The 26,984-nt window shown below is 72.9% G+C and carries 22 protein-coding genes and 1 pseudogene; 11 read left to right on the plus strand and 12 right to left on the minus strand.

Annotated features, from left to right (window positions below; genetic code table 11):
• Positions 1-5: 5 nt before the first annotated feature.
• Positions 6-512 (minus strand): ATP-binding protein, encoded by a 507-nt coding sequence (locus tag Sfr03f_RS20485; RefSeq protein ID WP_159105689.1) that lies wholly within the window; start codon positions 510-512, stop codon positions 6-8.
• A 106-nt stretch (positions 513-618) separates the two neighbouring features.
• Between Sfr03f_RS20485 and Sfr03f_RS20490 the strand changes: the two genes are divergently transcribed.
• The 5 genes from Sfr03f_RS20490 to dusB all read left to right on the plus strand — a co-directional run bounded on the left by Sfr03f_RS20490 (position 619) and on the right by dusB (position 5,944).
• The gene (locus Sfr03f_RS20490; RefSeq protein WP_108955410.1) at positions 619-1,455 is read left to right on the plus strand and encodes a helix-turn-helix domain-containing protein; all 837 of its coding nucleotides are present in this window, start codon (positions 619-621) and stop codon (positions 1,453-1,455) included.
• The gene (locus tag Sfr03f_RS20495) at positions 1,452-1,661 is read left to right on the plus strand and encodes a DUF397 domain-containing protein (protein ID WP_108955411.1); all 210 of its coding nucleotides are present in this window, start codon (positions 1,452-1,454) and stop codon (positions 1,659-1,661) included. The genes Sfr03f_RS20490 and Sfr03f_RS20495 overlap by 4 nt, the downstream gene beginning before the upstream one ends.
• Positions 1,662-1,789: 128 nt before the next feature.
• Positions 1,790-2,230, plus strand: coding sequence for a hypothetical protein (locus Sfr03f_RS20500; protein WP_108955412.1), 441 nt, complete (start codon positions 1,790-1,792; stop codon positions 2,228-2,230).
• 9 nt (positions 2,231-2,239) lie between these two features.
• Positions 2,240-4,762, plus strand: coding sequence for an ATP-binding protein (locus Sfr03f_RS20505; protein WP_108955413.1), 2,523 nt, complete (start codon positions 2,240-2,242; stop codon positions 4,760-4,762).
• A 42-nt stretch (positions 4,763-4,804) separates the two neighbouring features.
• Positions 4,805-5,944, plus strand: coding sequence for a tRNA dihydrouridine synthase DusB (dusB, locus tag Sfr03f_RS20510; protein ID WP_108955414.1), 1,140 nt, complete (start codon positions 4,805-4,807; stop codon positions 5,942-5,944).
• Between the two features lie 194 nt (positions 5,945-6,138).
• On the opposite strand, the gene Sfr03f_RS20515 is transcribed toward dusB, so the two are convergent.
• Positions 6,139-7,374 (minus strand): glycoside hydrolase family 6 protein, encoded by a 1,236-nt coding sequence (locus tag Sfr03f_RS20515; RefSeq protein ID WP_245967659.1) that lies wholly within the window; start codon positions 7,372-7,374, stop codon positions 6,139-6,141.
• Positions 7,375-7,763: 389 nt separating this feature from the next.
• Entirely contained in the window at positions 7,764-9,341 is a 1,578-nt protein-coding gene (locus Sfr03f_RS20520; RefSeq protein WP_245967660.1) for an MGH1-like glycoside hydrolase domain-containing protein, read from the minus strand.
• A 984-nt stretch (positions 9,342-10,325) separates the two neighbouring features.
• Between Sfr03f_RS20520 and ppdK the strand changes: the two genes are divergently transcribed.
• On the plus strand, positions 10,326-13,076 hold the full coding sequence (ppdK, locus tag Sfr03f_RS20530) for a pyruvate, phosphate dikinase (RefSeq protein WP_372514247.1): 2,751 nt from the start codon (positions 10,326-10,328) through the stop codon (positions 13,074-13,076).
• Between the two features lie 194 nt (positions 13,077-13,270).
• Here ppdK and Sfr03f_RS20535 read toward each other — a convergent pair whose 3' ends face one another.
• Positions 13,271-14,428, minus strand: a complete 1,158-nt coding sequence (locus Sfr03f_RS20535) for an alkaline phosphatase PhoX (RefSeq protein WP_108955417.1) — start codon at positions 14,426-14,428, stop codon at positions 13,271-13,273.
• Positions 14,429-14,783: 355 nt separating this feature from the next.
• Here Sfr03f_RS20535 and Sfr03f_RS31715 point away from each other — a divergent pair.
• The 3 genes and pseudogenes from Sfr03f_RS31715 to Sfr03f_RS20550 all read left to right on the plus strand — a co-directional run.
• Positions 14,784-14,930 (plus strand): annotated as a pseudogene (locus Sfr03f_RS31715) (VOC family protein); the annotation flags it as partial.
• Positions 14,931-15,027: 97 nt separating this feature from the next.
• Entirely contained in the window at positions 15,028-15,267 is a 240-nt protein-coding gene (locus Sfr03f_RS20545; RefSeq protein WP_108955418.1) for a mycothiol transferase, read from the plus strand.
• A 152-nt stretch (positions 15,268-15,419) separates the two neighbouring features.
• A complete protein-coding gene (locus tag Sfr03f_RS20550; protein WP_108955419.1) occupies positions 15,420-16,346 on the plus strand; it encodes an oxidoreductase in 927 nt (308 codons plus the stop codon).
• Positions 16,347-16,612: 266 nt separating this feature from the next.
• Here Sfr03f_RS20550 and Sfr03f_RS20555 read toward each other — a convergent pair whose 3' ends face one another.
• The gene (locus Sfr03f_RS20555; protein WP_108955420.1) at positions 16,613-17,014 is read right to left on the minus strand and encodes a DNA-binding protein; all 402 of its coding nucleotides are present in this window, start codon (positions 17,012-17,014) and stop codon (positions 16,613-16,615) included.
• Positions 17,011-17,259 (minus strand): hypothetical protein, encoded by a 249-nt coding sequence (locus Sfr03f_RS20560; RefSeq protein WP_108955511.1) that lies wholly within the window; start codon positions 17,257-17,259, stop codon positions 17,011-17,013. Before Sfr03f_RS20560 ends, Sfr03f_RS20555 begins: the two co-directional genes overlap by 4 nt.
• Before the next feature lie 167 nt (positions 17,260-17,426).
• On the opposite strand from Sfr03f_RS20560, the gene Sfr03f_RS20565 reads away from it, so the two are divergent.
• Entirely contained in the window at positions 17,427-17,639 is a 213-nt protein-coding gene (locus Sfr03f_RS20565) for a hypothetical protein (protein ID WP_218028162.1), read from the plus strand.
• A gap of 23 nt (positions 17,640-17,662) precedes the next feature.
• Here the strand turns inward: Sfr03f_RS20565 and Sfr03f_RS20570 are convergent, their stop codons facing one another.
• From Sfr03f_RS20570 to Sfr03f_RS20585, 4 genes are all read right to left on the minus strand, one after another.
• Entirely contained in the window at positions 17,663-18,469 is an 807-nt protein-coding gene (locus Sfr03f_RS20570; RefSeq protein ID WP_108955421.1) for an SAM-dependent methyltransferase, read from the minus strand.
• Between the two features lie 378 nt (positions 18,470-18,847).
• Positions 18,848-19,225 carry a nitrite reductase small subunit NirD gene (gene nirD, locus Sfr03f_RS20575; RefSeq protein WP_108955422.1) on the minus strand — a complete coding sequence of 126 codons (378 nt, stop codon included), beginning with the start codon at positions 19,223-19,225 and terminating at the stop codon, positions 18,848-18,850.
• Entirely contained in the window at positions 19,222-21,849 is a 2,628-nt protein-coding gene (gene nirB, locus Sfr03f_RS20580) for a nitrite reductase large subunit NirB (protein ID WP_108955423.1), read from the minus strand. The genes nirD and nirB overlap by 4 nt, the downstream gene beginning before the upstream one ends.
• Positions 21,849-23,066 (minus strand): NAD(P)/FAD-dependent oxidoreductase, encoded by a 1,218-nt coding sequence (locus Sfr03f_RS20585; protein ID WP_108955424.1) that lies wholly within the window; start codon positions 23,064-23,066, stop codon positions 21,849-21,851. Before Sfr03f_RS20585 ends, nirB begins: the two co-directional genes overlap by 1 nt.
• 170 nt (positions 23,067-23,236) lie before the next feature.
• Here Sfr03f_RS20585 and Sfr03f_RS20590 point away from each other — a divergent pair, with 170 nt between their 5' ends.
• On the plus strand, positions 23,237-23,977 hold the full coding sequence (locus Sfr03f_RS20590; RefSeq protein WP_108955425.1) for a 2-phosphosulfolactate phosphatase: 741 nt from the start codon (positions 23,237-23,239) through the stop codon (positions 23,975-23,977).
• A gap of 154 nt (positions 23,978-24,131) precedes the next feature.
• Here the strand turns inward: Sfr03f_RS20590 and Sfr03f_RS20595 are convergent, their stop codons facing one another.
• Both Sfr03f_RS20595 and Sfr03f_RS20600 read right to left on the minus strand, forming a co-directional pair.
• Positions 24,132-24,674: an MOSC domain-containing protein gene (locus Sfr03f_RS20595; protein WP_108955426.1), complete on the minus strand. Its 543-nt coding sequence runs from the start codon at positions 24,672-24,674 to the stop codon at positions 24,132-24,134.
• A 165-nt stretch (positions 24,675-24,839) separates the two neighbouring features.
• Positions 24,840-26,975, minus strand: a complete 2,136-nt coding sequence (locus tag Sfr03f_RS20600) for a cellulose binding domain-containing protein (protein WP_108955427.1) — start codon at positions 26,973-26,975, stop codon at positions 24,840-24,842.
• Positions 26,976-26,984 lie beyond the last annotated feature (9 nt).

A 26,984-nucleotide genomic window follows, 5' to 3' on the forward strand; every position in this document is an offset into this window, starting at 1 on the left:
CGGTGTCACAGGGCACGCGGGATCTCCGCCCAGACGTACTTGCCGAACGGTCGCGCGCCCACGCCCCACCGCCCGTCCGTGAGCGCCGCGACGATGTGCAGCCCGTTCCCGTGGTTGCGCCGCCGCCGGTCCGCCGCGCTGCGCAGCCGGGGGCGGGTGCGGTTCGGGTCGTGGACCTCGATCCGCACCCGGTCCGGGGTGACCCGCACCGTCACGCCGATCAGGTCGTCGTCGCGTGCGCCGTACTTGACGCCGTTCGTCGCCAGCTCGGACGTCACCAGGCGCACCCGGTCCAGCAGCTCGTCCGAGGGGTTCGGCACCTCCTGGTGGACGCGGTCCACGGCGAACCGGCGGGCCAGCGCGACGGACCGTGCCTCGCGGGGCAGCACCAGATCGACGGGGCGTGCGCCCGGCTCACTCGTGAGGCTGATTCGGCGGCGGGGCGGCAGGGCGGGCGACGCGGCGTTCTCCGGGCGTTCCTGCAGGTGCGGGGGGCTCTGGGGGGTGACCACGGCAACTCCTCTCCGTGACGGAGCGACTACCAAGGGGGTTCAGCGTGGCCTAGAGTCGGCGGCCTCTCAACTTGGCGAAAAGGGACGGAAGGTTGGTGGCGGTGCCGTGAACATCAAGGACCTGAACCCCGAGAGCTCCCCGGCGGCCGCCTTCGGCGCACGTCTGCGGACCGTGCGGGAGGCGCGCGGCTGGAAGCAGGAGGACCTGGCGGCTCGGATGGAGTACTCGAGCACGCACATCTCGTCCGTGGAAACTGGTCGCAAGCTTCCAACCTTGCGCTTCTCGCGCAGTGCCGACCGGGCCTTCGGCATCACCGACAGCGCCGAGTCGTTCGAGCGGCTGTCGCGTGAACTCCGGCACGGCAGTCTGCTGGAGGGCTTCCCCGAGTTCGTCGCCTACGAGGGCCGGGCCGTGGAGATCCGGCTGTACGAGGTGGGCGTGATCCCGGGGCTGCTGCAGACCCGGGAGTACGCGACGGTGCTGGCGGAGAGCGCGGTCAGACGGGGAGCCATCAGCCCCGAGCAGGCGGACGAGCGGGTGTCCCTCGTCGCCGAGCGGCAGGGCGCTCTCGACCGGCGGACCCGCCCGCTGGTGTTCGTGGTGCTGGACGAGAGCTGCATCCGTCGGCCCATCGGGGACCCGTCGGTCATGGCCGCGCAGTTCGACCACCTGCTGGCCTTCGCGGAACTGCCCAACACGGTGCTGCAGGTCGCCGAGTTCGCCATGGGGGACCGGCGGCCGTTCGACCTGCCGGTCACGATCCTCACGCTTCCCGACAGGGCGCTCATGTCGTACGCCGAGTCCGCGCAGCGAGGCCATCTGGAGCGGGAAAGTGTCTCCGTGCTGCCGGTGCTGACGGCCTACCATCAGCTACAGGCCGAAGCGCTGTCCCAGGCGGACTCCGTCGCCTTGATCAGCCAGCTACGAAAGGGCATCCCGTGACGACCGAATCCCCTCGTTGGGTCACGTCCTCCTACAGCAACAACGGCGGCCAGTGCGTCGAGGTCGCCGTGAACCTCGTCCCCTCCCGCGGCGTCGTGCCGGTGCGGGACTCCAAGGACCCCGCCGGCGCGGTCCTGTCCCTCCCCGCCGCCGCGTTCTCCGCCTTCGTCGCGGGCGTCAAGGCGGACGCGTTCCGCACCGTCTGACCGGACCTTCCCGCGAGGCCCCGCCGTGTACGCGACGCGGCGGGGCCTCGACGGCGTGAAAGCGTCCACGGTCGCCGGAGTGTCCAACTAACCTGTTGTTCCTGCTCCATCGAGGCTGGGGGGACGTCATGTTGGTGGAGGGGCTCGTCGCTGTCGCGGCCGCCGGGGGCGGTGCGATCGTGCAGGCTGCGGGAACGGACGCGTGGACCGGGATCCGTGGCGGTTTCGCGCGGCTCTTCGGGCGCGGGGAGACCGGACGCGAGCAGGTGGAGCTGGAGCGCCTGGACCGGACGCGGGCGGTGCTGGGCGCGGCGCAGGACGGCGCCGAGGCGGAACGGGTGCAGATCGCGCAGGTCGCCCGGTGGCAGACCCGTCTGGAGGCCCTGCTCGAGGAGCTGGCCGAAGCGGAACGAGAGAGGGCCGTCGCCGAGGTGCGGGCGCTGGTCGCGCAGGCCGAGGCCGCCGCGCCCGCGCAGGCCGTGCACAACGACTTCCGCGGCGCGACGTTCACCCGCAGCCAGGTCCTCGGCAGCGGCACCATGACCGTGAACAACCACCACGACGAGTAGGGCCGCGGGGTGGGCGGCAAGAACGGCGCCAAGCGCAAGGGGAAGAAGGGCAGCAAGGCGCAGGGGTCCGGACAAGGGCTGCCGGGTCGTGCCGTCCGCAACGACTACCGGCGGGCCGGGTTCACGGACAGCCAGGTAGTCGGACAGGGCACCCTGAAGATCAAGAACGTCCAGCGCTTCGCCCCGGTGCCCACCGCGCTGGACGCCCTGCCGCGGCTCCCGGCCGGGTTCACCGGGCGGGAGGACGACGTCGCCTTCACGCTGGGAGTGCTGGATCCCGATCGCCCCGACGACAGCCCCGCGACGGCCGTGCTGTCGGGCTGGGGCGGAGTCGGGAAGACCACGCTCGCATACGCCGCCGGGCACGCCGCGCAGAAGCGGGGCTGGTTCACCGGTGTCCTGCTGATCGACCTGCGCGGCTACGACTCCCACCCCGTCCAGGCCGACGACGCCCTGGAGGCGTTCCTCCTCTCGCTGGGCGTGCGGCCCAAGCACCTTCCTCCGCCGGGCCCGGTGCGCGAAACCCTGTACCGCTCGCTGCTCAGTGACCGCCAGGAAGCGGGGCAGCGGCTGCTGGTCGTCGCCGACAACGCCTCCCGGGCGGCGCAGGTCGAGCCGCTGGTGCCGCCCGGGCAGCACGGCATGCTCGTCACCTCCCGGCACCGCCTGGCGGGGCTCGGCCGGATGCGGACCGTCAACCAGCTCCGGCCCCAGGACGCCGTCGCCCTGCTGGACGCGGCACTGCGGAGCAACGACCCCGACGACCCGCGCGTGCAGGAGGACCCGCGGGCGGCCGAGCGGGTCGCCCTGGCGTGCGGGTACCTGCCGCTCGCCCTGCAGATCACCGCGGCACTGCTGGTCCAGGACCCCAGCCAGCCGCTGTCCGAGCGCGCCGACGCCCTCACCCGGGCGGAAGGCGTCCTGGACGGGCTGGACGACGGGGAACGCAGTCTGCGCTCGGTCTTCGGGCAGTCCCTCCAGCGCCTGCTGCCCCAGGAGCAGGATCTGTTCCGTCTGCTCTCCCTGAACCCGGGACCCGACGTCTCCACCGCCGCCGCCACCGTCCTGGCCGGCCAGCCCCAGCCGGCCACCGAGCGCCTCCTCGGCAGACTGGCCGCCAGCCACCTCGTCGAACGCAACCCGGCCGCCCGTGACCGCTGGCAGATGCACGACCTGCTGCGCGCCTACTCCCACGAGCAGGCACAGGGCGTCACCGCACGGGGCCGCGACGCCCGCCGCCGCTACGAGAAGGCCCGTGCCCACCTCATCGACCACTACGTCGACCACGCCAAGGCCGCCGCCACCCATCTCGACCCGCCCGGCAGTCCGGTGTCTCCCCGGTTCTCCGGCAGGGAACAGGCGCTGAGGTGGTTGGACTCCGAACGCGAGAACCTCATCGCAGCCGCCCGCACCACTCCCCTCGTCGGTCGAAGTCTCGGCTTCACGCTCCCCACCTACCTGAGACTGCGCCGTCGTCTCCAGGACTGTGTGGCGGTGTGCTCCCTCGCCCTTGATGCGTGCAAGGTCATCGAGGACCCTCACAACGAGGCTGTCGCCTGGAACAACCTCGGTACCGCGCTGCGTGAACTGCGGCGCTTCGAGGAGGCGCTGGAAGCGCACACGACCGGCCTCGGCCTCCACCGGAAGACCGGCAACACCGACGGCCAAGCCGTGGCCTGGAACAACCTCGGTAACGCCCTCCGTCCACTGCGGCGCTACGAGGAGGCGCTGCACGCGTACACGACCGCCCGGGGCCTCCACCAGAAGACCGGCAGCGCGAACGGCGAGGCCAAAGTCCTGAACAATCTCGGCGGCGCGCTGCACGACCTGGGGCGCTTCGAGGAGGCGCTGCAGGTGCACACGACCGGCCTCGGCCTCCACCGGAAGACCGGCAACACCGACGGCCAAGCCGTGGCCTGGAACAACCTCGGCGGCGCGCTGCACCACCTGGGGCGCTTCGAGGAGGCGCTGCAGGCGTACACGACCGCCCGTGGCCTCTACCAGGAGACCGGCGACGCGCACAGCGAGGCGGCGGTCCGGAACAACCTCGGCAGCACACTCGGTGCACTGGGGCGCTTCGAGGAGGCGCTGCAGGCGTACACGACCGCCCGTGGCCTCTACCAGGAGACCGGCGACACCCACGGCGAAGCCGTGGTCCGGAGCAACCTCGGCACCGCCCTGCGGGGCCTGGAGCGCTTCGAGGAGGCCGTCGAGGCCGGGCAGCGCGCTGCCGGCATGCTTGCCGCGACGCAGGACTGGTTCAGCACCGGTGAGGCATGGTGCGAGCTGGCCACGACCCTGGCTCTCGCCGGCGCGGACGGGACCCGGGTACGTGACGCGTGGCACGAGTCCGCCTCGGCGTACGCGCGGGCGGGGGCGGAGGAGGAGGCAGCCGTCTCCCGTGCGCATGCGGAGGGTGCGGACGCCCGGGATGCCGCAGCCGACACGGGCGACGCGACCGCCCCGGACGACCGGGGCGGCGCGGACGACCCGGCCGACCGGGACGGGGCTCCCGGCGGACGACCGGACTGAAGGCGTTCCCGCCCCACCCCCGCGGTGAGGGACAATGGGGCAATGCCCACGCCCGTCACCCCTCTGCAGATCGGCCCGCACACCGTCCAGCCGCCGGTGGTGCTCGCCCCCATGGCCGGAATCACCAACGCGCCCTTCCGCACCCTGTGCCGGGAGTTCAGCGCCGGCAAGGGCCTGTTCGTCAGCGAGATGATCACCACGCGCGCGCTGGTCGAGCGCAACGAGAAGACCATGCAGCTGATCCACTTCGACGCGAGCGAGAAGCCGCGGTCGATCCAGCTGTACGGCGTGGACCCGGTCACCGTGGGCAAGGCGGTCCGGATGATCGTCGACGAGGACCTCGCCGACCACATCGACCTGAACTTCGGCTGCCCGGTGCCCAAGGTGACCCGCAAGGGCGGCGGCTCGGCGCTGCCGTACAAGCGGAACCTGCTGCGCTCCATCCTGCGCGAGGCGGTCTCCGAGGCCGGGGCGCTGCCGGTCACGATGAAGATGCGCAAGGGCATCGACGACGACCACCTCACCTACCTGGACGCCGGCCGCATCGCCGTGGAGGAGGGCGTCACCGCCATCGCCCTGCACGGCCGCACCACCGCCCAGCACTACGGCGGCACCGCGGACTGGGACGCCATCGCGCGGCTCAAGGAGCACGTGCCGGAGATCCCGGTGCTGGGCAACGGCGACATCTGGTGCGCCGAGGACGCGCTGCGGATGGTCCGCGAGACGGGCTGCGACGGCGTGGTCGTCGGCCGCGGCTGCCTGGGCCGCCCGTGGCTCTTCGCCGACCTGGTCGCCGCCTTCGAGGGCCGCGAGGACCGGGTCGCCCCCACCTTGCGCGAGGTCGCCGACGCGATGGTCCGGCACGCCACCCTGCTCGGCGAGTGGATCGGCGACGAGGCCCGCGGCGTCATCGACTTCCGCAAGCACGTCGCCTGGTACCTCAAGGGCTTCGCGGTCGGCTCCGAGATGCGCAAGCGCCTGGCGGTCACCTCGACGCTCGCCGACCTGCGCGCCGGGCTCGACGAGCTGGACCTCGACCAGCCCTGGCCGGTCGGGGCCGACGGCCCGCGCGGCCGCACCTCCGGCAACAACCGGGTCGCCCTGCCCGACGGCTGGCTCGACGACCCCTACGACTGCTCCGGCGTCACCGCCGACGCGGAATCCGACACCTCCGGCGGCTGACGGCGACGGGGCCCCGCCCCCCCCGCACCTTGATGGCGGCGGGGCCCCGGCTCCCCGCACCTTGATGGCGGCGGGGCCCCGGCTTCCCGCACCCGGCCGCACGGCACAGGGACGGAACGACGGACGGCCACGCCCCCGGGATGGGGCGGGGCCGTCCTGCCGTGCGGTGGGTGCGACGGGACGCGCGGCCCGGTCTACCAGTCGGTGTTGAACTTCAGCGCCGGGACCGCGTTGGCCGCCAGGCCGTGCGCCTGGTCCGGCCACCAGGCACCGGCCGCCGGGTCGACGACGCCGTACTCGGGGTCCTCGGGCCCGGCGGTGCCGCGGGTGCAGCTGCCGTCGGACTCACCGGGAACCTTGATCCACAGGTACGCGTCGAGCAGCGGGACGCCGGTCTGGCTGGTGGGGCGCACACCGAGGCCGCGGTTGGGCGGGTTGCACCACTCCTGCGGGTCCGGGTAGGTCGCGGTCGGCGTCCACGGACCCTTGCCGTTGCGGCTGGTGTCGATCACGAAGTGGGTCAGCCGCGCGTCGGCGGGCACGTGCGAGGCGTACCAGCTGTCGGCGTCGGCGGCCGGCCACCACTGGTTGGCGCAGTCACCCGGCGCGGCGCCCTCGGTGTTCTGCAGGTACCAGATGCACTTGGAGATCTGGGTGCCGTAGCGGATCAGCTCGCTGTCGGTGCGGTAGTTGGAGACGTTGAGGAAGAAGCCCTGCGCCCGGGCCACCCCGCCGTCGATGAGCAGCTCGGCGATCTCGCCGACGGCGTGCCAGGAGCTGTGACCGGCGTCCAGGTAGGTCACCGTGCCGGGCTGCTGGGCCAGCCGGTCCACCGCGTCGTTGATCTCGTCGAGCCGGGTGGCCTGCTGCTCGGCGGTGCCGCCGCAGAAGGCGGGGGAGAGGGCCAGGCCGTCCGGTTCGAGGATGACCACGGTCTTCCGGTCGCCGATGCCCTTGGCCAGGGCGTCGACCCAGGCGGCGTACTCCGCGCTGTTGGACGCGCCGCCGGCCGAGTACTGCGAGCAGTCGCGGCCCGGCACGTTGTAGGCGACGGTGACCGGGACCCGCTGCTGCGGCGCGGCCTTGGACTGGAGCAGGGCCATCGCGTCGGTCGTCTGCTTGAGCGTGGTGGAACCGGTGAACCACTCGGCGACCGGGTACGACGCCATCGCGTCCATCAGCTTGGCGTTCGCCGTGTCCCCCGCCTTGCGGTCGGCGAGGGCCTGCGCGAAGGCCTTGCTGTTCCCCTCGATGTAGAACTTGGTGCCCGGGGTGAGCGTGTGCCCGGACGAGGCGGCGGCGGGCGCGGTCCGCGGCTGGCCCGCGACGGAGGCGTCACGCGCCGCGGCCGGGGTCATGCACAGACCTAACAGTGCGGTGGCCGCGGCGGCGGCGGCGAAGCCGGAGCGGGCCCTGGGTATGAGGCGCACGGATCGGACCTTTCACAGTCGATGGCGACGACGACGGGAGCTGAACCGGTTTGGGAGCGCTCCCAGCGGGGTGCGCACGCCATCAAGCCAGGGGGCCTGTGCCCATGTCAAGAGATCGGACGTGTCCCAGGTGCCCGTCCGGCCACACCGGTCCCTCGCCGGGCAGGTCTGTCGCTCGCCGGACCCGTCCGACCCTCGCCGCACTCGTCCGTCCCTCGGCGTACTCGTCCGTCCCTCGCCGGACACGGGGGCCCCGGCACGGGAGCCGTGCCGGGGCGTGCGCCGTCCGGGACGGTGCCGGGGGTGCGAGCCGTGCCGGGAGGTGCCGGGGGTGTGAGCCGTGCCGGGAGGTGCCGGGGCGCGTGCGGGTGGGGGACCGCTGCCGGTCGCTAGACCGTGGGCGTCGCGGGTGCCGTGCCGGTGGCGGCGGGGGTGCCGGCTGTGGGCGCTCCGTGTGCGGCGGCCGCTCCGTGTGCGGTGGTCCGGTCGTGCACGGCCGTGCGGATGGAGCGGGCGATCTCCACGAACGCGTCCTCCGAGCGGTGCAGGAGGTCCAGGGTGAGCGCGGCGGTCCAGGAGAACTCCCGCGCGCCGCAGGCCTCGCCGGTGAACGGGTCCACGTACTCCGCGAAGTCGGAGGAGCCCGCCGTCGTGATCAGCGCCTCGCGCAGCCCGGCGGCGAGTCCGGTACGGTCGTGCATCCGCAGGCCGCGCTCCACCAGCCAGCCGACGTTGAACCAGGCCGGGCCGCGCCAGTACCGGTGCGGGTCGAAGCAGGCGCCGGTCAGGTCGTAGCTCGGCACCAGCCGGGTGGACGAGCCCAGCCCGAAGCGGGGGCCGGTGAGGGTGTCCACCAGGCGGGCGACGACCTCCTCGGGCAGCGTGGGCAGGATCAGCGGGAGCAGTCCGGCCACCCCGTGCTCCTCGACCAGCTCGTCGGTGAGGACGTCACGGCAGAGGAAGACGCCGTGGCGTTCGTCCCAGAGCCGGTCCACCAGGACGCGGGTCAGCCGCGCGGCGCGGACGTGCCGGGGGGCGGGGTCGATGCCGAGCTCGGCCTCGATCAGCCCCAGCGCGTGCTCGGAGGCGATCAGCAGCGCGTTGAACGACGGGTCCTCCACGGCGAACTCGCCGCCGCCGTCCACGTAGCCGCGGTCGCGGTAGTCCATGGCCAGCTTCACGTACCGGCCGTAGTCCAGGTCGGTGGGCCGGTCCTCGGGCGCGCCGTGCGCCAGGTCCGCGCGGGTGAAGGAGCCCGCCGGGGCCGGCGTCACCCGGGACAGGGGCGGGTCCCAGCAGGGGCTGTTGTCCATGCCCTGCTCCCACGGGTGCACCACGCTGACCAGGCCGCCGCCGCCCAGGTCCCGGTGGCGCAGCAGGTAGTTGTGCCAGGACACCAGCTGCGGGTAGGCGCGGCGCAGGAAGCCCTCGGTCCTCGACAGGCCCGGATCCGCGCGGTGCGTCAGCCACACGGCCAGCGCGTGCACCGGCGGCTGGACGATGCCCGAGGTCTGCAGGACCGGCGGTGCGCCCGAGGGCCGGCCGTCGGTGCGGGAGCGCCAGAAGTCGGGGCTGGGGAAGTAGGCGTCGTGCGGCACCGCGGGGTTGAAGACGATGTGCGGGATCCGGCCGTCGTCCCACTGGGAGGAGAAGAGCGTCCGCAGCTCGGTCTGGGCGCGCACGGGGGAGAGGTGGCGCAGGCCGATGGCGATGAAGGCGGAGTCCCACGACCACTGGTGGGGGTAGAGCGAACGCGAGGGCACGGTCGAGGCGCCCTGCCAGTTGCCGTCCAGGACCAGGGCCGCCCGGGCGTGCAGCGAGGCGGTGAGGGAGGCCGGGGCGAAGGGGACGGCGGCGCCGGTGGCGGGCTCGGCGACGGCGGCGCCGAAGCCGGTGAGGGTGCTCGCGGTCACGGCGGTCGCGGTCATGGCGGTGGCGGTCACGGCGGCGGTGGCGGTCGCGGTCATGGCGGTCGCGGTCTCGGCGGCGGTCGCGGCGGTCGTCGCGGGAACCGAGGAGGGCAGTGGGTGGACGGGATCCGCAGGCTCCGCGGTCTGTTCCGCGGTCTCCGCCCGTCGGGCGTGACCGACGTCGGCAGGGGCTGGGGTGTCCACGGGGGCTCTCTCCAACAAGATCACATCGAAGAGCAGACGTGACGTGACGGTGTGACGGGCGCCACACGCTTCGTCAGGTCTGCCGGAAGGTAGGTCTAGCAAGCACGCGAAACCATCATGTAATCGACATTTCACAAAGCACAAGGGTCGGCGTGTCCGGCGCTCGCCGCCCAACGGCTGCGAATGACCCCGCGGGTGGGTCTGACCTGCGGTAACTCCCCCGCGGGCGAAGGGCTGTGAGACGCCCCGCACTTCGCGCGGTGACCGTTCCTTCACGGGTCCACCGGGGTGTCGCCGCGGCGCACCCGGGGCGAGCGGAAGATCGTCCGAGATCTGTCCGGAACCGCACCCCTCTCCCTGCCGCTCCCGCCACCGGGGTGGGGTCGGCGTGCCCCGGCCGAGGACGCCGGCCTGCGGTCCGCCACCCAAGTGTGCAGGCGGGCGCCTTTCCGCGGGGCGTCCGGATGGTGAAATCCGGCACCCGTCGGGGCGTGATTCTCGCCACCCTTGATAGAGGGACCGCTCAGATGAGCGTAAAGCCGCTGACTGCACAACATCAAGCCGTGGCACTGGGTGCCATTCGATGATCGTTCATCGGTCAAATTCAGACGAGCTACAACCCTGCTCATGTGAGCGGCTACCCTGCTCCTTCTGGGCGTGTCCGTTCAAGAGTTGAACACATCCCGCAGCGGAAGCTTGCCAAGTCTTGACTTGGTGATCATCGGTCGAGACCCCTTCGCGGCAGGGGCTTCGAAGGTGGACGTACCCATAACCCCTGGATCTGGGTATGTTCCTCGCCGTCAGGGCAGTCATCGCGTCCTCGAGGAGTCGAGAACCGTGTTGGTAAACAAAGACCGCAGCGAGGCCCACCAGTCCGGTGCAAGCGTTGAGAAGGTGAAGTTCGTCTACGACTTCACCGAGGGGAACAAGGACCTCAAGGACCTCCTCGGTGGAAAAGGCGCGAACCTCGCGGAAATGACCAATCTGGGTCTTCCGGTGCCTCCCGGCTTCACCATCACCACCGAGGCCTGCAAGGTCTACCTGGAGAGCGGTCGCGAGCCCGTGGCACTGCGTGACGAGGTGAGTGCGCACCTCGACACACTCGAGCGCGGCATGGGCAAGAAGCTCGGCCAGGCCGACAACCCTCTCCTGGTCTCCGTCCGCTCCGGCGCCAAGTTCTCCATGCCGGGCATGATGGACACCGTCCTCAACATCGGTCTCTCCGACTCCTCCGTCGAGGGTCTGGCCCGCCAGGCCGGCAACGAGCGGTTCGCCTGGGACTCCTACCGCCGCCTCATCCAGATGTTCGGCAAGACGGTGCTCGGCGTCGAGGGCGACCTCTTCGAGGACGCCCTCGACGAGGCCAAGGAGGCCAAGGGCGTCGCCGTCGACACCGCCCTCGACGCGGACGACCTGAAGCGGCTGGTCGCCCGCTTCAAGGAGATCGTGCGCACCGAGGCCGGACGCGACTTCCCGCAGGACCCGCGCGAGCAGATGGACCTCGCCATCAAGGCGGTCTTCGACTCCTGGAACACCGACCGCGCCAAGCTGTACCGCCGTCAGGAGCGCATCCCGGGCGACCTCGGCACCGCGGTCAACGTCTGCTCCATGGTCTTCGGCAACCTCGGCGACGACTCCGGCACCGGTGTCGCCTTCACCCGCGACCCCGCCTCCGGTCACCAGGGCGTGTACGGCGACTACCTGCAGAACGCCCAGGGCGAGGACGTCGTCGCCGGCATCCGCAACACCGTGCCGCTCGCCGAGCTCGAGTCGATCGACAAGACGTCGTACGACCAGCTGATGGACATCATGGAGACCCTGGAGAACCACTACCGGGACCTCTGCGACATCGAGTTCACCATCGAGCGCGGCAAGCTGTGGATGCTGCAGACGCGTGTCGGCAAGCGCACCGCGGGCGCCGCCTTCCGCATCGCCACCCAGCTGGTCGACCAGGGCCTGATCGACGAGGCCGAGGCGCTGCAGCGGGTCACCGGCGCGCAGCTCGCCCAGCTGATGTTCCCCCGCTTCGACACCGACGCGAAGGCCGAGCAGGCCGGCAAGGGCATCGCCGCCTCGCCGGGCGCCGCCGTCGGCAGGGCCGTCTTCTCCTCCAAGGCCGCCGTCGAGTGGGCCGCGCGCGGTGAGAAGGTCATCCTGGTCCGCCGGGAGACCAACCCCGACGACCTCGACGGCATGATCGCCGCCGAGGGCATCCTGACCTCCCGCGGCGGCAAGACCTCGCACGCCGCCGTCGTCGCCCGCGGCATGGGCAAGACCTGCGTCTGCGGCGCCGAGGAGCTCGAGGTCGACGTCAAGGCGCGGAAGATGACCGTGCCCGGCGGCGGCGTGGTCGCCGAGGGTGACGTCATCTCCATCGACGGCTCCAGCGGCAAGGTCTACCTCGGCGAGGTACCCGTCGTGCCGTCGCCCGTCGTCGAGTACTTCGAGGGCAAGGCCGACCCGGCCGCCGCCGACGCCGACGAACTCGTCAAGGCCGTCGACCGGATCATGACCTTCGCCGACGGCGAGCGCCGCCTCAAGGTCCGCGCCAACGCCGACAACGCCGAGGACGCCGCCCGCGCCCGCCGCTTCGGCGCCCAGGGCATCGGCCTGTGCCGCACCGAGCACATGTTCCTCGGCGACCGCCGCGAACTCGTCGAGCGGCTGATCCTCGCCGAGGACAAGCAGGAGCAGGAGGACGCCCTAGCGCAGCTCCTGCCGCTGCAGAAGGTCGACTTCGTCGAGCTCTTCGAGGCGATGGACGGCCTCCCGGTCACCGTCCGCCTGATCGACCCGCCGCTGCACGAGTTCCTGCCCGACCTCACCGAGCTGTCGGTGAAGGTCGCCGTCGCCGAGGCCAAGGGCGAGGACGTCTCCGACTCGCAGCGCCTGCTGCACTGCGTGCAGCGCCTGCACGAGCAGAACCCGATGCTCGGCCTGCGCGGTGTGCGCCTCGGCCTGGTCATCCCCGGCCTGTTCATCATGCAGGTCCGCGCCATCGCGGAGGCCGCGGCCGAGCGCAGGGCGGCGGGCGGCGACCCGCGCGCGGAGATCATGATCCCGCTGGTCGGCACGGTGCAGGAGCTGGAGATCGTCCGCGAGGAGGCCGAGCAGGTCATCCGCGAGGTCCAGGAGACCTCGGGCGCCGAGCTCGGCATCACCATCGGCACCATGATCGAGCTGCCGCGGGCGGCGGTGACCGCCGGTCAGATCGCCGAAGCCGCCGAGTTCTTCTCCTTCGGCACCAACGACCTGACCCAGACCACCTGGGGCTTCAGCCGCGACGACGTCGAGGCCTCCTTCTTCTCCCAGTACCTGGAGAAGGGCATCTTCGGCGTCAGCCCGTTCGAGACGATCGACCGGGACGGCGTGGGCGAGCTGGTCCGCCTGGGCGTCGAGCGCGGACGGGCCACCCGGCCCGACATCAAGCTCGGCGTCTGCGGCGAGCACGGCGGCGACCCGGACTCGGTCCACTTCTTCCACGAGGTCGGCCTCGACTACGTCTCCTGCTCGCCGTTCCGGATCCCGGTGGCGCGGCTCGAGGCGGGTCGTGCGGCGACGGAGTCGGAGGGCAGCGACTTCCGCTGACGCGGACTCGCGCGGCCCTGCGCCGTCACGCTTCCGGTCCGGCGGGGATGTGCTCCCGCCGGCCCGGTCCCCCGCCCCGGGGCCGGAGCCGGTCACGTTCCGTGACCCTCACCCGGCCGGCTTCCTCCCGGCTCCGGAGCACCATGAGAGGCGGCACCCTGTGCGGGGGTGCCGCCTCTTCCGTGCACGGGGCGTCAGGTGCGGAAGGGGCCCGTGACCTCGTAGGTGATGCCGCCGGAGGAGGAGCCGGAGGTGCCGCGCTGGCTGGAGAAGTAGAGGCGGCGGCCGTCGGGGGAGAACGCGGGGCCGGTGATCTCCGAGGCGGACTGCCCCTCCACCCGGAGGAACGGGGCGACCACACCGGCCGGGGTGATCACGCAGATCTCCAGGTTCCCCCCGTCCTCCGCGACGTACAGGTCCCCGGACGCAGTGCCCGTGACGTTGTCCACGCCGGTGAGCGGCGCCGTGCCGCTGGTGACGAGGGAGTCGTCGTAGGCGAGGGAGATGGTCTGCGCCGCCGCGTCGTAGGCCCAGACCCGGTTGTCCCCCTTGGTGGTGAACCAACACGTGCCGTTCGCGTAGTAGCAGCCCTCGCCGCCGTTGAACCGCTTCGTGCCGGAGACCTGGTTGCGGGTGGCGGTCGCCCCCGTCGGGTCCGGGACCCGCGCCCACGTGACCGAGCCGCTGGTGGCGGAGGAGCCGACCATCACCTCCAGCGTGCCGGAGGACAGGTCGCCCCACGTCGTCGGCCGGAAGCGGTAGAACGCGCCGTCGGAGACGTCCTCGGTCAGGTAGATGACCCCCCGCTGCGGGTCGCAGGCCGCCGCCTCGTGCTTGAACCGGCCCATCGCGTCCCGCCGCACCGCCGCCTTCACGCCCCACGGGTCGGTCTCGTACACGTAGCCCCGGTCGACCTCCTCGCAGGAGAGCCAGGTGTTCCACGGGGTCTTGCCGCCGGCGCAGTTGACGTTGGTGTTGGACAGGATGCGGTACGCGCCCGTGACGGTGCCGGAGGAGCTGAACCTCACCGCGCCCGCGCCGCCCGTGGAGCTGATCTCCGAGTTGGAGACGTAGATCCAGCCGCTGCCGTCCGCGTAGCAGGCGCCGCCGTCGGGGGCGTCGTGCCAGGTGTAGTTGGTGCCGGAGACCTTCTGCCGGGAGCGGGCGATCACCCGGCTGGTGAAGCCGGAGGGCAGCCGGATGCCGTTCGCGTCCGCGGCGCCGAGCGCGCCGTAGGGGCCGGCGCCCGGCTGCGCGGGGGCGGCGTGGGCGGCCCCGCGCCACAGGGTCCCGCCGAAGGCGGCGGCCGTGCCGCCGAGGACGGCGGCGCGCAGGAGGTTGCGACGTTCCACGTGCACTCCAGGGGTGAGGGGTACGCGGCCCGGCCGCCGGACGGCGACCGGGGGTTCTGCCTCGTGCCGCAGGGGAGCGTAGGAGTGCCGCCCGGACCTGCCGTCCAACCCGCTGCGAACACCGCATGTACGGCCGATGACGGTGCGCCTGCCTCCGCCGCCCCTGCCGGCCGTCCTGGCCGAACGTCGGCCGGTGGCCGTCCCGCGAGCGCGTGGCCTGCCGCTCACCCCTCGGGTCCCGGGCCGCCCGCTCGCGAGGAGAGGGGGCCCGCCGCCACCTAGGCAAGGGTCAGCCGGTGGGAGATCCTCCGTAGTCGTGCCCCACACGACTAGCGACACCGCCTGACCCGGGAAGATCAGTGCCGTCACCCTGTTCGTGGAGGACCTGGAGGCCACGAAGCGGTTCTACCGTGAGGTGTTCCGCCTGCCGGTGACGTACGAGGACGACGACTCGGCCGTGTTCGGCTTCGGAGACACCCTCGTCAACCTGCCGCGGACCACCGCGGCGCACCCGCTGATCGGCCCCGCGCGCGCGCCGCCCCGGATGCCGTCGTCGACGCCCTCGACGCCCCCCAGGACGCCAGGCAGGTGGCCCCGACGTGCCGCACACCGAGGTGTTCGACCGGTACCGCAGGGAGGTGGACCTCGCGAACGCCGCCGTTGCCGCGGACGCGGACACCCCTCTGGCCTGGTGGCCGCACCACCTCTTCGGCGAACCGCACCTGCACACCGTCCGGGACGTCCTGCTGCACGTCATCACCGAGACCGCGTGCCACGCCGGACATCTCGACTCCGCCCGGGAGCTCATCGACGGCCGACGATGGCTGGTCCTGACCTGAACCGGACGTTCGCTGCCCGCCCGGCCTTCCGGGCCTGATCTCGGCAGGTCGGAGCGGGTGCCCGTGACCGCGTGGGCCTCTCGTGCCGGTGCCCCGGGTGTCCTACCGTGGGGGCACCGGAACCGGAACCGATGTCACGAGAGGCCTCGCTGATGACCCGCTGGACCGCGTCGCAGATCCCCGACCAGAGCGGCCGCGTCGCCGTCGTCACCGGCGCCAACGGTGGGCTGGGCCTGGTCACCGCCCTGGAGCTGGCCCGCCGCGGCGCCGAGGTGGTGCTGGCCTGCCGGGACGTGGCCAAGGGACGCCAGGCCGCCACCGGGATCGAGGCCGCCGTCCCCGCCGCGCGCGTCGACGTCGCCCGGCTGGACCTGGCCGACCTCGCCTCGGTGCGGGCGTTCGCGGACGGCCTCCCGCACGAGCGGCTCGACCTCCTGGTCAACAACGCCGGCGTGATGGCGCTGCCCCACCGCACCACCGCGGACGGCTTCGAAATGCAGTTCGGCGTCAACCACCTCGGCCACTTCGCCCTCACCGGCCTGCTGCTGCCCCGGCTCCTCGCCACGCCCGGCGCCCGCGTGGTCACCGTCTCCAGCTTCGCCCACGCCCTGTCCAACCTGGACATCCACGACCTCAACAGCGAGCGGGAGTACCGCCGTTGGGTGGCGTACGGCCGCTCCAAGACGGCCAACCTGCTCTTCACGCACGAGCTCGCGCGCCGCCTGGCCGCGGCCGGCTCCGACGTGGTCGCGGCGGCCGCGCACCCCGGCTACTCCGCCACCAACCTGACCGCCGCGGGCCCCGCGATGGAGGGCCGCCACACCCTGGGCCGCCTGCTGCGCCTCGCCGACCGTGCCGTCGCCCAGACCGCGGAGGCCGGTGCCCTCCCCACCCTCTACGCCGCCACCGCCCCCGGCGTCCGCCCCGACTCCTTCACCGGCCCGTCCTTCCTCATGTGGCGCGGCGTCCCCGCCCCGTCCTGGCGCGCCCCCTGGACCCTCGACGACCGCGCCTCGGCCCGGCTGTGGGCCGCGTCCGAAGAGCTCACCGGCGTCACCTGCACCGCCCTCAAACCGTGAGCAGCCGCTGCCCGACCGTCAACTGCGGTCCGACGGTGGGTGTGCGCCGTGAAGGTCATGCGGGTCTCAGCGCGGAAATCGCATGCCGGCCGGGGTCGGACCGCGGCGAGCGAGGAAAGAGGTCCGGATGGCCCCGTTCGCCTGGCGGCGGCCATGAAACGCCGCAGCTTCCACTGGTATCGGTGGTGGACGGAGGCCCGGACGGGTGCCCTGGTGAGCCACGAGCCGTCCCCCGGCCGTGATCAGCGACTGGCGAGACCTCGACCTCAGACGCCGATGAGCCGGACTCGGCCGCCGCACAGCCGGGCCATGTCGTCAACGTCCGACGTCAGCATGGCCACCGGGCCCGGCTGGCGCAGCGCCACCTCGGCCACGGTCGCGTCGATCCCGTACTTGTGACCGTGCAGACCGGCCTCTTTGAGCAGTTCCGCAGAGGCCTTGGCCGCACTTTCCGTCACCGGCTCGATCTTGACCCGGGAGAGCGCCCACCGCAGTCGCGGCATGTTGACGCGCGCGTGACTGACTTCCACGACGGTGTTCGCGCCGACGACGAAGTCGGCACCCATGGCGTGAAAAACGTGGAACATCGCGAGAATCCCGCGGTCCTGGGCGATCCAGGCGGAGAGCCCTTCGGAGTCCAGGACAACGGTCTCGACGTGCTCGATCACGCGGCACTCGCCGATCCCCGGCCTTCCGCCGTGCCGAAGATCCTCGCGCCTGCCTCGGCCAGCTCCTCCTCGGAGAAGTCTCCCTGCTCCTGCTGGTAACGCAGCAGGTCGGCCCCGAGCAGCTGGTGCCGCAGTTGCCGCGCCACCGCCTCGGCAACGTAACCGGAAACGTTGTCGGTGAGTTTCTTGAGTTCGGCGACCTGATCGGTCGGTAGTGTCACCGTGATGCGCGTCGTGTCCGCCACAAGGAGAAGCATACTGCGGTATGCGCGCCCGCGCCGCTGTGGTCCCCGCTGAGTCACCTGATGCTCGCCCGGCTGCCGGAGGGCGGCCTGAGGGCCTTTGACGCGTACGAGAGCGCGGTGCTGCCCCTCCTCGCCTCGCCGAGTACGGCGGGCGTCTCGAGCGGCGGGTGCGCACCGCGGACGACCGGCTCGAGGCCCACCTCGTGTTCTTCCCGGCCGAGGATGCCCTCGACGCCTACCGCACGGACCCCCGCCGCTCTGCCGCCGCGCCCCTGCTGGAGTCCTCCGGCGCGGAGGTCCGGTTGCTCGCGGTCCGGGACGTCGGCGACAGCGACGGCACCCGCCGCCGGCGGTCGGCCCCTGGCACCGCTGACCGCTGAGGGGGGAGGGCCGCCCTCGTGGCTTACGGCTTGCGCCCGACGGCCCCGTACGAGTCGACGTGCGGGGCGGGGGTGCCGGGCTCGGGCCGCCACCGGGTGCAGGGGACGACGCCGGGGTCGACGAGGTCCAGACCGTCGAAGAAGGAGCCGATCTCCTCGGGGGAGCGGAGCCGGTACTGAACCGGGCCCCGGTCGTTGTGCTGCTCCTGGGCGGCGCGGAGTTCCTCGTTGGTGTCGGTGCCGTCGCAGATCAGGACATGGCTGCCGGAGGGCAGCGGGGCGACGAGACGGCGGACCAGGTCACGGGCCAGGCCGTCGTCCATCACGTGGCCCAGGATGCCGCTGAGGATGACCGCGACGGGCTTCTCGAGATCGAGGGTCCTGGCCGCCGCGTCCAGTACCGCCTCGGGCTGGTGGAGGTCGGCGTGCAGGTAGTCGGTGGCACCCTCCGGGCTGCCGACCAGCAGGGCGTGGGCATGGGCGAGGACGAGCGGGTCGTTGTCGACGTAGACGATCCGGCACTCGGGGGCCACCCGCTGGGCGAGCTCGTGGGTGTTGTCGGCGGTGGGCAGGCCGGTGCCGACGTCGAGGAACTGGCGGATGCCGGCGTCCGCAGCGAGGTAGGTGACCCCGCGGCGCAGGAAGGCGCGGAAGGAGCGGGCGTTCTCGGCGATCTGCGGGAACGCCGCCTGGAACTGGTCGGCGGCCTGCTGGTCGACCAGGTAGTTGTCCTTGCCGCCCAGCCAGTAGTTCCAGATCCTGGCCGAGTGCGGCACCGAGGTGTTGATCTCCGGTGCCGGTCCGCTGGAGCTTACGGGGGTGGTCGCCATGCGCTGCTCTCCTGTCCCACGAGTGATCGTCCGCCAACGCGCATGCTACGAGGTTGACTTGGGCGTACATCGGGGAAACGGGATGCCGACCGCGTCTTGATCCCGGGCGGGACCCGGAACGCGAGGGCGACGGCATGGTTCGGTCGACGGTGTGGTCGCTCCGTTCGGGGACCGGGCCGGCAGCCGCGGCGGGTGGAAGGCGGGCGCGCGGCTGTCCCTCGGGCACGCGCCCGCCTTGCTGGTGGGCCCGAGCCGGGCGCCGGGGCGTCGGCCCGGACGGCCGGTGGCGGGGGTGAACAGGCGGGCGGGACCGCCCGGCAGCGGTCCCGCCCGCCCGTCTCCGCGTCCCCCGCACGCGGCTCCCCGCGGGGCCCGGGCCTAGGCGGCCCGGACCTCGTAGGTCGTCAGGCGGACCGTCTCGTCGTCGAGGCAGACACCGGTGACGAGGTCGAAGCGCTGCTTCAGCAGGGGGGAGGCCACGAAGGGCTGGCCGGCCCGGCTGCCGAGGAGGCCGCGGGAGAGGACGGCGGCGCCGGTGAAGGGGTCGCGGTTGTCGACGGCGTGGAGGCGGCCCGCGCGGTCGAGGAAGACGGCGGCCTGGCGGCCGTCGGGGAGGAGGGCGGCGACCCCGCGGCCGGGGACCAGCCGGTCCAGGTCGCAGACGGTCAGCCAGTCCTCGCCGGCCCGCAGCCGGACGGCCGCGCGGGGCAGGGTGGCAGCAGGGGTGGCAGCAGCGGTGACGACGGCAGTGCTCATCGGGTCGCGGTCCCTTCCATCTGGCGGGTGCCGATCTGCAGCAGCGGCAGGTCGGGCTTGATCTGGCCGCGCTCGGGGACGAACGCGACCATCGGGTCGGGGGTCTCGGGGGCGTTCACGAAGGAGACGAAGCGCTCCAGCTTCTCCGGGTCGGCCAGCACCGCCGCCCACTCGTCGCGGTAGTGGGCCACGTGCGCGGCCATCAGCCGCTCCAGCTCGTCGCAGATGCCGAGCGAGTCGTGGACGACCACGTCACGGACGTGGTCCAGGCCGCCGGGGATACGGTCCAGCCACACCGAGGTGCGCTCCAGGCGGTCGGCGGTGCGGATGTAGAACATCAGGAACCGGTCGATGAGCCGGACGAGTTCGGCGTCGGAGAGGTCCTGGGCGAGCAGGTCCGCGTGGCGCGGGGTCGCGCCGCCGTTGCCGCCGACGCACAGGTTCCAGCCGTTCGCGGTGGCGATCACGCCGAAGTCCTTGGACTGGGCCTCCGCGCACTCGCGGGCGCAGCCGGAGACCGCGGACTTGAGCTTGTGCGGGGAGCGCAGGCCCCGGTAGCGCAGCTCCAGGTCGATGGCCATGCGCACGGAGTCCTGCACGCCGTAGCGGCACCAGGTCTGCCCCACGCAGGACTTCACGGTGCGCAGCGACTTGCCGTAGGCGTGGCCCGACTCGAAGCCGGCGTCCACCAAGCGCGCCCAGATCCGCGGCAGTTGCTCGACGCGGGCGCCGAACATGTCGATCCGCTGGCCGCCGGTGATCTTGGTGTAGAGGCCGAAGTCCCGGGCGATCTCGCCGATCACGATCAGCTTCTCCGGGGCGATCTCACCGCCGGGGATGCGCGGGACGACCGAGTAGGAGCCGTTCTTCTGCAGGTTGGCGAGGAAGTGGTCGTTGGTGTCCTGCAGGGCCGCCTGCTCGCCGTCCAGGACGTGGGCGTCGGCGCCGATCGCGGGCGCCAGGGTGGCCAGCATGTTGGCGACGGAGGGCTTGCAGATCTCGCAGCCGTCGCCGCCGCGGGCCTCCTCGCGGCCGTGGCGGTCCAGCAGCTCACGGTAGGAGGTGACGCGCAGGGCGAGGACGATCTCGTACAGCTCCTCGCGGGTCTGGGCGAAGCAGCCGCACAGGCCCTTGTCGACCTCGATGCCGCTCGCCTCCAGCTCCGCCTCGACGAGCTGCCCCAGCACCTTCACGCAGGAGCCGCAGCCGGTGCCGGCCTTGGTGCACTTCTTCACCTCGGGCACCGTCACGCACCGGTGGTCGGTGACCGCGCCGCGGATCGCGCCCTTGGTGACGTTGTGACAGGAGCAGATGATCGCCTCGTCCGGCAGCGCGGAGGGGCCGAGCTGCGCCCCGCCGCCCGCGGCCCCGGCGGGGAGCACCAGGCTCTCCGGGGAGACGGGCGGGACCGAGCCGGTGAGCGCGCGCAGCGTGCCGTAGGCCTCGGCGTCGCCGACCAGGATGCCGCCCAGCAGGGTGCCGTCCCGGCCGACGACCAGCTTCTTGTACAGGCCGGCCCGGGAGTCGGAGTACACGACGTCCAGGCAGCCCTCGGCGGCGCCGTGCGCGTCGCCGAAGGAGGCCACGTCCACGCCCAGCAGCTTCAGCTTGGTGGAGAGGTCCGCGCCGGTGAACGCGGCGGCCTCGTCGGAGGCGATCGCGGCCGCCGCGGTCTGCGCCATCTCGTAACCGGGGGCGACCAGGCCGTAGACCCGGCCGTCCGCGGCCAGCGCGCACTCGCCGATGGCGAAGACCCGCTCGTCGCCGACGGTCCGGCACTGCTCGTCGACCGCGATGCCGCCGCGCTCGCCGACCTGCAAACCGCAGTCGCGGGCCAGCTGGTCGCGGGGGCGGACGCCGGCCGAGAAGATCACCAGGTCGACGGCGAGTTCGGCGCCGTTGGACAGCTTCATCCCGGTGACCGCGCCGTCGTCGCCGGTCAGCACCTCCTGGGTGCCGGCGCCGGTGTGCACGGTCAGGCCCATCTGCTCGATGGTGCGCAGCAGGGCCGCGCCGCCGCCGTCGTCGACCTGCACCGGCATCAGCCGGGGCGCGAACTCCACGATGTGGGCGTCGAGTCCGAGGCCCTTGAGGGCGCCGGCGGCCTCCAGGCCGAGCAGGCCGCCGCCGACCACCGCGCCGGTGGTGGCGCGCGCCTTCGCCCACTCCTCGATGGCCAGCAGGTCCTCGATCGTGCGGTAGACGAAGCAGCCGTCCGCGTCCTTGCCGGGGACCGGCGGGACGAACGGGTAGGAGCCGGTGGCGAGGACGAGGGTGTCGTAGGCAACGGTCAGCCCGGAGCGGGCGGTGACGGTGCGGGCCTCGCGGTCGACGGACCCGGCCGGGTCGCCCAGGTGCAGCTCGATGCCGTGCTTCTCGATGAACTCCAGGTCTGTCATGGAGAGTTCGTCGGGCGTCGTGCCGGAGAAGTAGGAGGTCAGGTGCACCCGGTCGTAGGCCGGGCGGGGCTCCTCGCAGAGCACGACCACGCGGTGCGTGGCGGTGAGCCCGCGCTCCGCCAGGGCCTCCAGGAAGCGCTGGCCGACCATGCCGTGGCCGACGAGCACGATCGTGGGGACGGTCCCGTGGGACAGCGCGGCGGAGCCGGTGGTGGGCGTGGGCATCAGGAGCCTCCGTCGTTGGTGAGCAGGTGGAGCAGGGGGGCGCCGCCGGAGGGCAGCGGCTCTGCTCCCTCCCAGGCGCGGGCCAGCGCGCCGACCGTGCCGAGTTCGCCGACCAGGACGCCCCCGACCAGGCGGTCCTCACGGACCACGACCTTGCGGTAGGTGCCGCGGGTGGCGTCGGCCAGCTGGACCACGTCGTCGCCGGGCAGCGGGGTGAGCTCGCCGAACGCGGCGAGGTCGAAGGGGCGGTCGGAGAAGAGGGTCAGCCGGGTGAGGGCGCGGGTGCCGGTGTAGCGGGCGTCGCCGTCGCCGGCCAGGGACAGGGCGAGGACCTCCGCCTGTTCCAGCGCGGGAGTGGCCAGCCCGTAGACCTGGCCGTCGTGCTCGGCGCAGTCGCCCAGCGCCCGCACGTGCGGGTCGCTGGTGCGCAGCCGGTCGTCGACGACGATCCCCTTGCGGACGTCCAGCCCCGCGCCCCGCGCCAGGCCGGTGCGGGGGCGGACCCCGCAGGCCAGCACCACCACGTCGGCGCCCAGGGCGTAGCCGTCGGCCATCTCCACCGAGCGGACCGCGCCCTCCACCACCCGGATGTCGCGCACCCGCAGTTCGGTGTGGACCTCGACGCCGAGGTCCTCCAGGTGCCGCCGCACCAGCGCCGAGGCGGCGGGGTCCAGCTGGCGCTCCATCAGCCGCTCGGACTGCTGCGCCAGCACGACCTGCGCACCGCGCTCGGCCAGCGCCCGGGCCGCGGACACGCCGAGCAGCCCGCCGCCCACCACGACCGCCCGGGTGCCGGGGCGCACCGCCGCCGACAGCTCCAGGCAGTCGTCCATGGTGCGGAACGCGTGCACCCCGCGCGGCAGTTGGTGGTCGCCGACGGCGAACAGGCCGCGCAGCGGGGGCAGCACCGGGTTGGAGCCGGTGGCCAGGACCAGCGTCCCGTACTCCAGCTCGCGCCCGTCGTCGCAGAACACCCGCCGCGCGTCCCGGTCGATCTTCACCGCCCGGGCCCGCACCAGGCCGGCCGGCGCGGGCAGCCCGATCACCTCCGGGGCGTACCGCCCGGCCAGCACCTCGGCGAGCAGCACCCTGTTGTACGGCCGGTGCTCCTCCTCGCCGACCAGCACCGCCGGCACGCCCAGCTCGCCGAGCCGGCGGGCGAGGCGCACCCCCGCGGGACCGGCCCCGATCACCACCACACGCTGTTGCGACGTCATACCCGCAAGGGTGCGGCGCGGGTGTTACCCGACCGCATCCCTCCCGTTTCCCGCGAGGAACGCTGCCCTCAGCGGGGGAGGGGCGACGGTGTGAGGGGCGCGCGGACGGGAGGGACCGCCGGGTCCGGGGATCACCGGCGGACGGGGCGGCGGCCTGCGAGCATGGCGCCATGGACTCACGAGTGGTCGGGATACCCGGCGTGGACGGCACCGAACGGGTGGCCGTGGTGATCGACGTGATGCGGGCGTTCACCACGGCCGCGTGGGCCTTCCACCGCGGGGCGGACAGGATCGTCCTCGCCGCGGACGGGAAGGAGGCGTTGGAGCTCAAGGCGGACCACCCGGGATGGCTCGCGCTCAAGGACGGTGCGCCGGCCCCCGGATTCGACCTCGTCAACTCGCCCGGTGCGCTGCGGGAGTCGGACCTGACCGGGCGTACCGTGATCCAGACGACCACGGCCGGCACGGTCGGGGCCCTGGCGGTCGCCGGGGCGGACCTGGCCCTGTGCGCCGGCTTCGCGGTGGCCGGGGCGACGGCCCGGGCCCTCGCGGACCACGGGGCCGACGCGGTGACGTTCGTCGCCACCGGTGAGGACGGCCGCGCCGAGGAGGACCTGGCCTGCGCCGCGTACCTGGACCGGCTCCTGGCCGAAGGCCGCGTCGACCCCGCGCCCTACCTGCGGCGGGCCCGCACGTCCCGGGCCGCGGACGACCTGCGCGGCGGGCGGCGCGGCGGCGCCCACCCCGACGACGTGGAGCTGTGCCTGGAGGTGGACCGGTTCGACTTCGCCATGGCGCTCGGGGCCATGGACGGGCTGACCGTGCTCCGGCCCCTCCCGCGCGCGGGCGCGACGGGACGGGCGGCGGGGGCGGGCGCGACGGGAACGGTCGCCGCCGACCCGGCTCCCTGAGCCGCGGTGTCCCGGCGGACCACGGCGGCGGCCCGGAGGGACGGAGCCCGGGCCCGGACGGCCGGCCGGTCGGCACGGACGGGCGCGAGGTGTTCCCCCGGCGGGTCGACGAGGTCGGCCCCACCTCGGCCGGTCCGCGCGACGCGCCGCGGGCTCAGACCTTCTCGAGGGGCCGGTGCGGTTCCGCGGGGAGGGTGACCGTGATGGTGTCGCCGGGGCGGACGACGCCGCCGGTGCGGACCACGCCCATGACACCGGCCTTGCGGATGACGTCGCCGGACTCGTCGCGGCCCACCACGTGCCGCAGCAGGCCCCGCTGGTAGGCGTCGATCTGCAGGCAGGGGTTGCGCAGCCCGGTCACCTCGACGACCGCCTCCTCGCCGAGCCGCAGCAGCGTGCCGGTGGGCAGGCCCAGCAGGTCCACGCCGCGGGTGGTGACGTTCTCCCCCATCTCGCCCGGCGCGACCACGTAACCGGCGGACACGACCTCGTCGAACAGCTCCGTGTGGAGGAGGTGCACCTGGCGGAGGTTGGGCTGCGTGGGGTCCTGCGCCACGCGTGACCGGTGCTTCACGGTCACGCCCGCGTGGGCGTCGCCCTCCACACCGAGCCCGGCGAGCAGGGTGATGCTCTCCTCGTTGGGCTTGGTGAAGGTGTGCTCCTTGCTCCGGCTGACGGCGACTACGGTTCCGGTCACGGTCTCCCCTTGTTCGGCACGATGCTCGGGGAACAGCCAAGTTGAGCGGAGGGGAAAGGTCAATGGGAGTCTTCCCCGAGGTCAGGGGTTTCCCGCGGGGTGACTCAGCCCGGCGGACGTGCCCCGGCCCGGCCCCCTGCCGTGCGGGGGCCGGGCCGGGCCGGATCAGGAGGTGCGGCAGACCGTGCCGTTCAGGGTGAACGTCGTCGGGGCCGGGTTGGCCCCGTCGTTGGCGCCGACGAATCCGAAGGTGGCGGTGGAGCCGCCCTTCGGGGCGAGCACCGCGTTCTGCCCGTTGTCGGTCACGTGGACCCGGGTGCCGGAGCTGGAGAGCTTCGCGTTCCAGAAGCTCTGGACCGACTGGCCGGTGGAGGGCCAGGCGAAGTCCAGGGTCCAGCCGTTGATCGCGGTGTCGGCGAGGTTGGACACGGTGACCGTGGCGACGAAGCCGTTGCCCCAGCCGGTGTCCACCCGGTAGGTGACCAGGCAGCTGCTGTCGCGCGGCGCGGTGGTGGCGAAGGTCAGCGGCTCGGACGGGCGGGATAGCCGGCCGTCGGCGTCACGGGCGAGGACGTTGACGGTGTGCTCGGAGCCCGGCGGAAGGTTCCTGACCGTCGCCGAGGTGGAGGTCGAGGTCGCCAGCAGCTGGGCGTTCGTGCCCAGGCGCTCGTACACCTCGTAGCGCACCGCCTTGCCGCTGCTCGGCGCGGACCAGCTCAGCGTGGCGGTGGAGCTGTCCACCGCGGTGACCTTCGGCGCGCCGGGGGCGCCGACCGAGGCGGCCGCCGAGTGCGGGGAGACGGTCACCGTGGTGATCGAGTACGGCGGGAGCTCCTGGACGCCCCCGCCGGTGGCGGCGACCCGGGTGACATCGCTGTCACCGCGGCCGTAGCGGTGCACCACCGGGGCCTGGGTGGTGGGCGTGAACCCGGCGTAGCCGATCCGCGCGGTGTGGGTGGCGTCCTTGTCCTTGTTGATCAGCATGACGCTCAGGGTGCCGTCGGCGCGGCGCACGGCGTGGGCGGAGACCTGGTCGTCGGTGGTCGAGGAGGCGACCATGGTGTCGCCGGGCGTGCCCAGCTTGGTGAGGGACTTCAGGCCGAAGTAGGGGTGGAACGGCGTGTTGACGGCCGGCTGGCAGACGTCGCCGACGCAGCCGCCGCTGGAGAGCAGGCCGTAGTCGTTGAAGTCGGTGTCGCCGTCGACCGTGCTCACCTTGTCGGGCCCGTTGTGGGTGTTCCACCAGTCGACGTTGAAGACGCCGTTCTCCAGGGCCGTCATGTAGGTGTCCGCGGCGAACAGGCCGTTGGGGCGGCTGTTCATCTGGGTGTTGGAGTTGACCTCGGTGAGCGCGATGCCGATCTTCGAGGAGCGCTCCCCGGCGTAGCGGTCGATCTGGCGTCGGACCTCACGCAGCTGCCCGGGCAGCCGGGTCGTCCGGTCGAGGGCCTCGTCGGCGCTCGCACCGCCGGGGTAGGAGTGCACGATCACGAAGTCGACCGTGCCGGCCACGGCGGCGAGGACGGTGTGGTTCCAGTCGGCCGAGTCGCCCTCGCCGGTGATCCCGTCGGGCCAGTCGCCCGGGGTGGTCAGCACGGCGCCGATCTTGATCGTGGGGTCGACGGCCTTCATGGCCTCGGCGTAGGCGAGGACGTTGCGGGCGTACTCCCTGGGGCTCTTGTCCGCGTGGTCGTCGGCCTCCCAGCCGCTGCCGTAGTGGCCGTTGCCGTAGATCTCGTTGCCGATCTCCCAGTACTTCGCCCCGTACCCCTTGGTGACGTTGGCGTACCGGACCCAGTCGGCGGCCTCCTGCGGGGTGCCGGTGCCGTAGTTGGCGATGATCATCGGCTGGCCGCCGGTGGCGCGGACGGTGCCCATGAACTCGTCGAAGCTCGTGCCGGGGGCCACGTAGCCGCCGGGGGCGGTGTGGTCCTTCCAGTGGTAGATGTCGCCGTAGGAGCCGCCGGGGTAGCGCATGACCTTCACGCCCGCGTCGCTCATGAGGTCGACGACCTCCGGGTCGTTCATGTGGGAGTCCCAGATGGCGGTGTTCACCCCGAACGCCGCCTTGTCGATGGTGCCGAGGCCGATCCCGGCGTTGACGGAGACGTCCACGGTCGCCGCGTCGGCGGTCGCGGCCTCGGCGGCCTGGCCGGCGGCCGCCGGGCTCGGCGGGACCGCGGCCAGCGCGGCGACGGTGGCCAGTGCGCAGGTCAGCACGGCGACCGGGCGTCGGCGGCCGGACCGGACGAGACCGGCGCGGCCTAAGAGGCCGTGGGTGAGGCGATGGGCGAGCGGCATGGGGCGTGT

The organism is Streptomyces fragilis (assembly GCF_003112515.1).
Lineage (GTDB): Bacteria > Actinomycetota > Actinomycetes > Streptomycetales > Streptomycetaceae > Streptomyces > Streptomyces fragilis.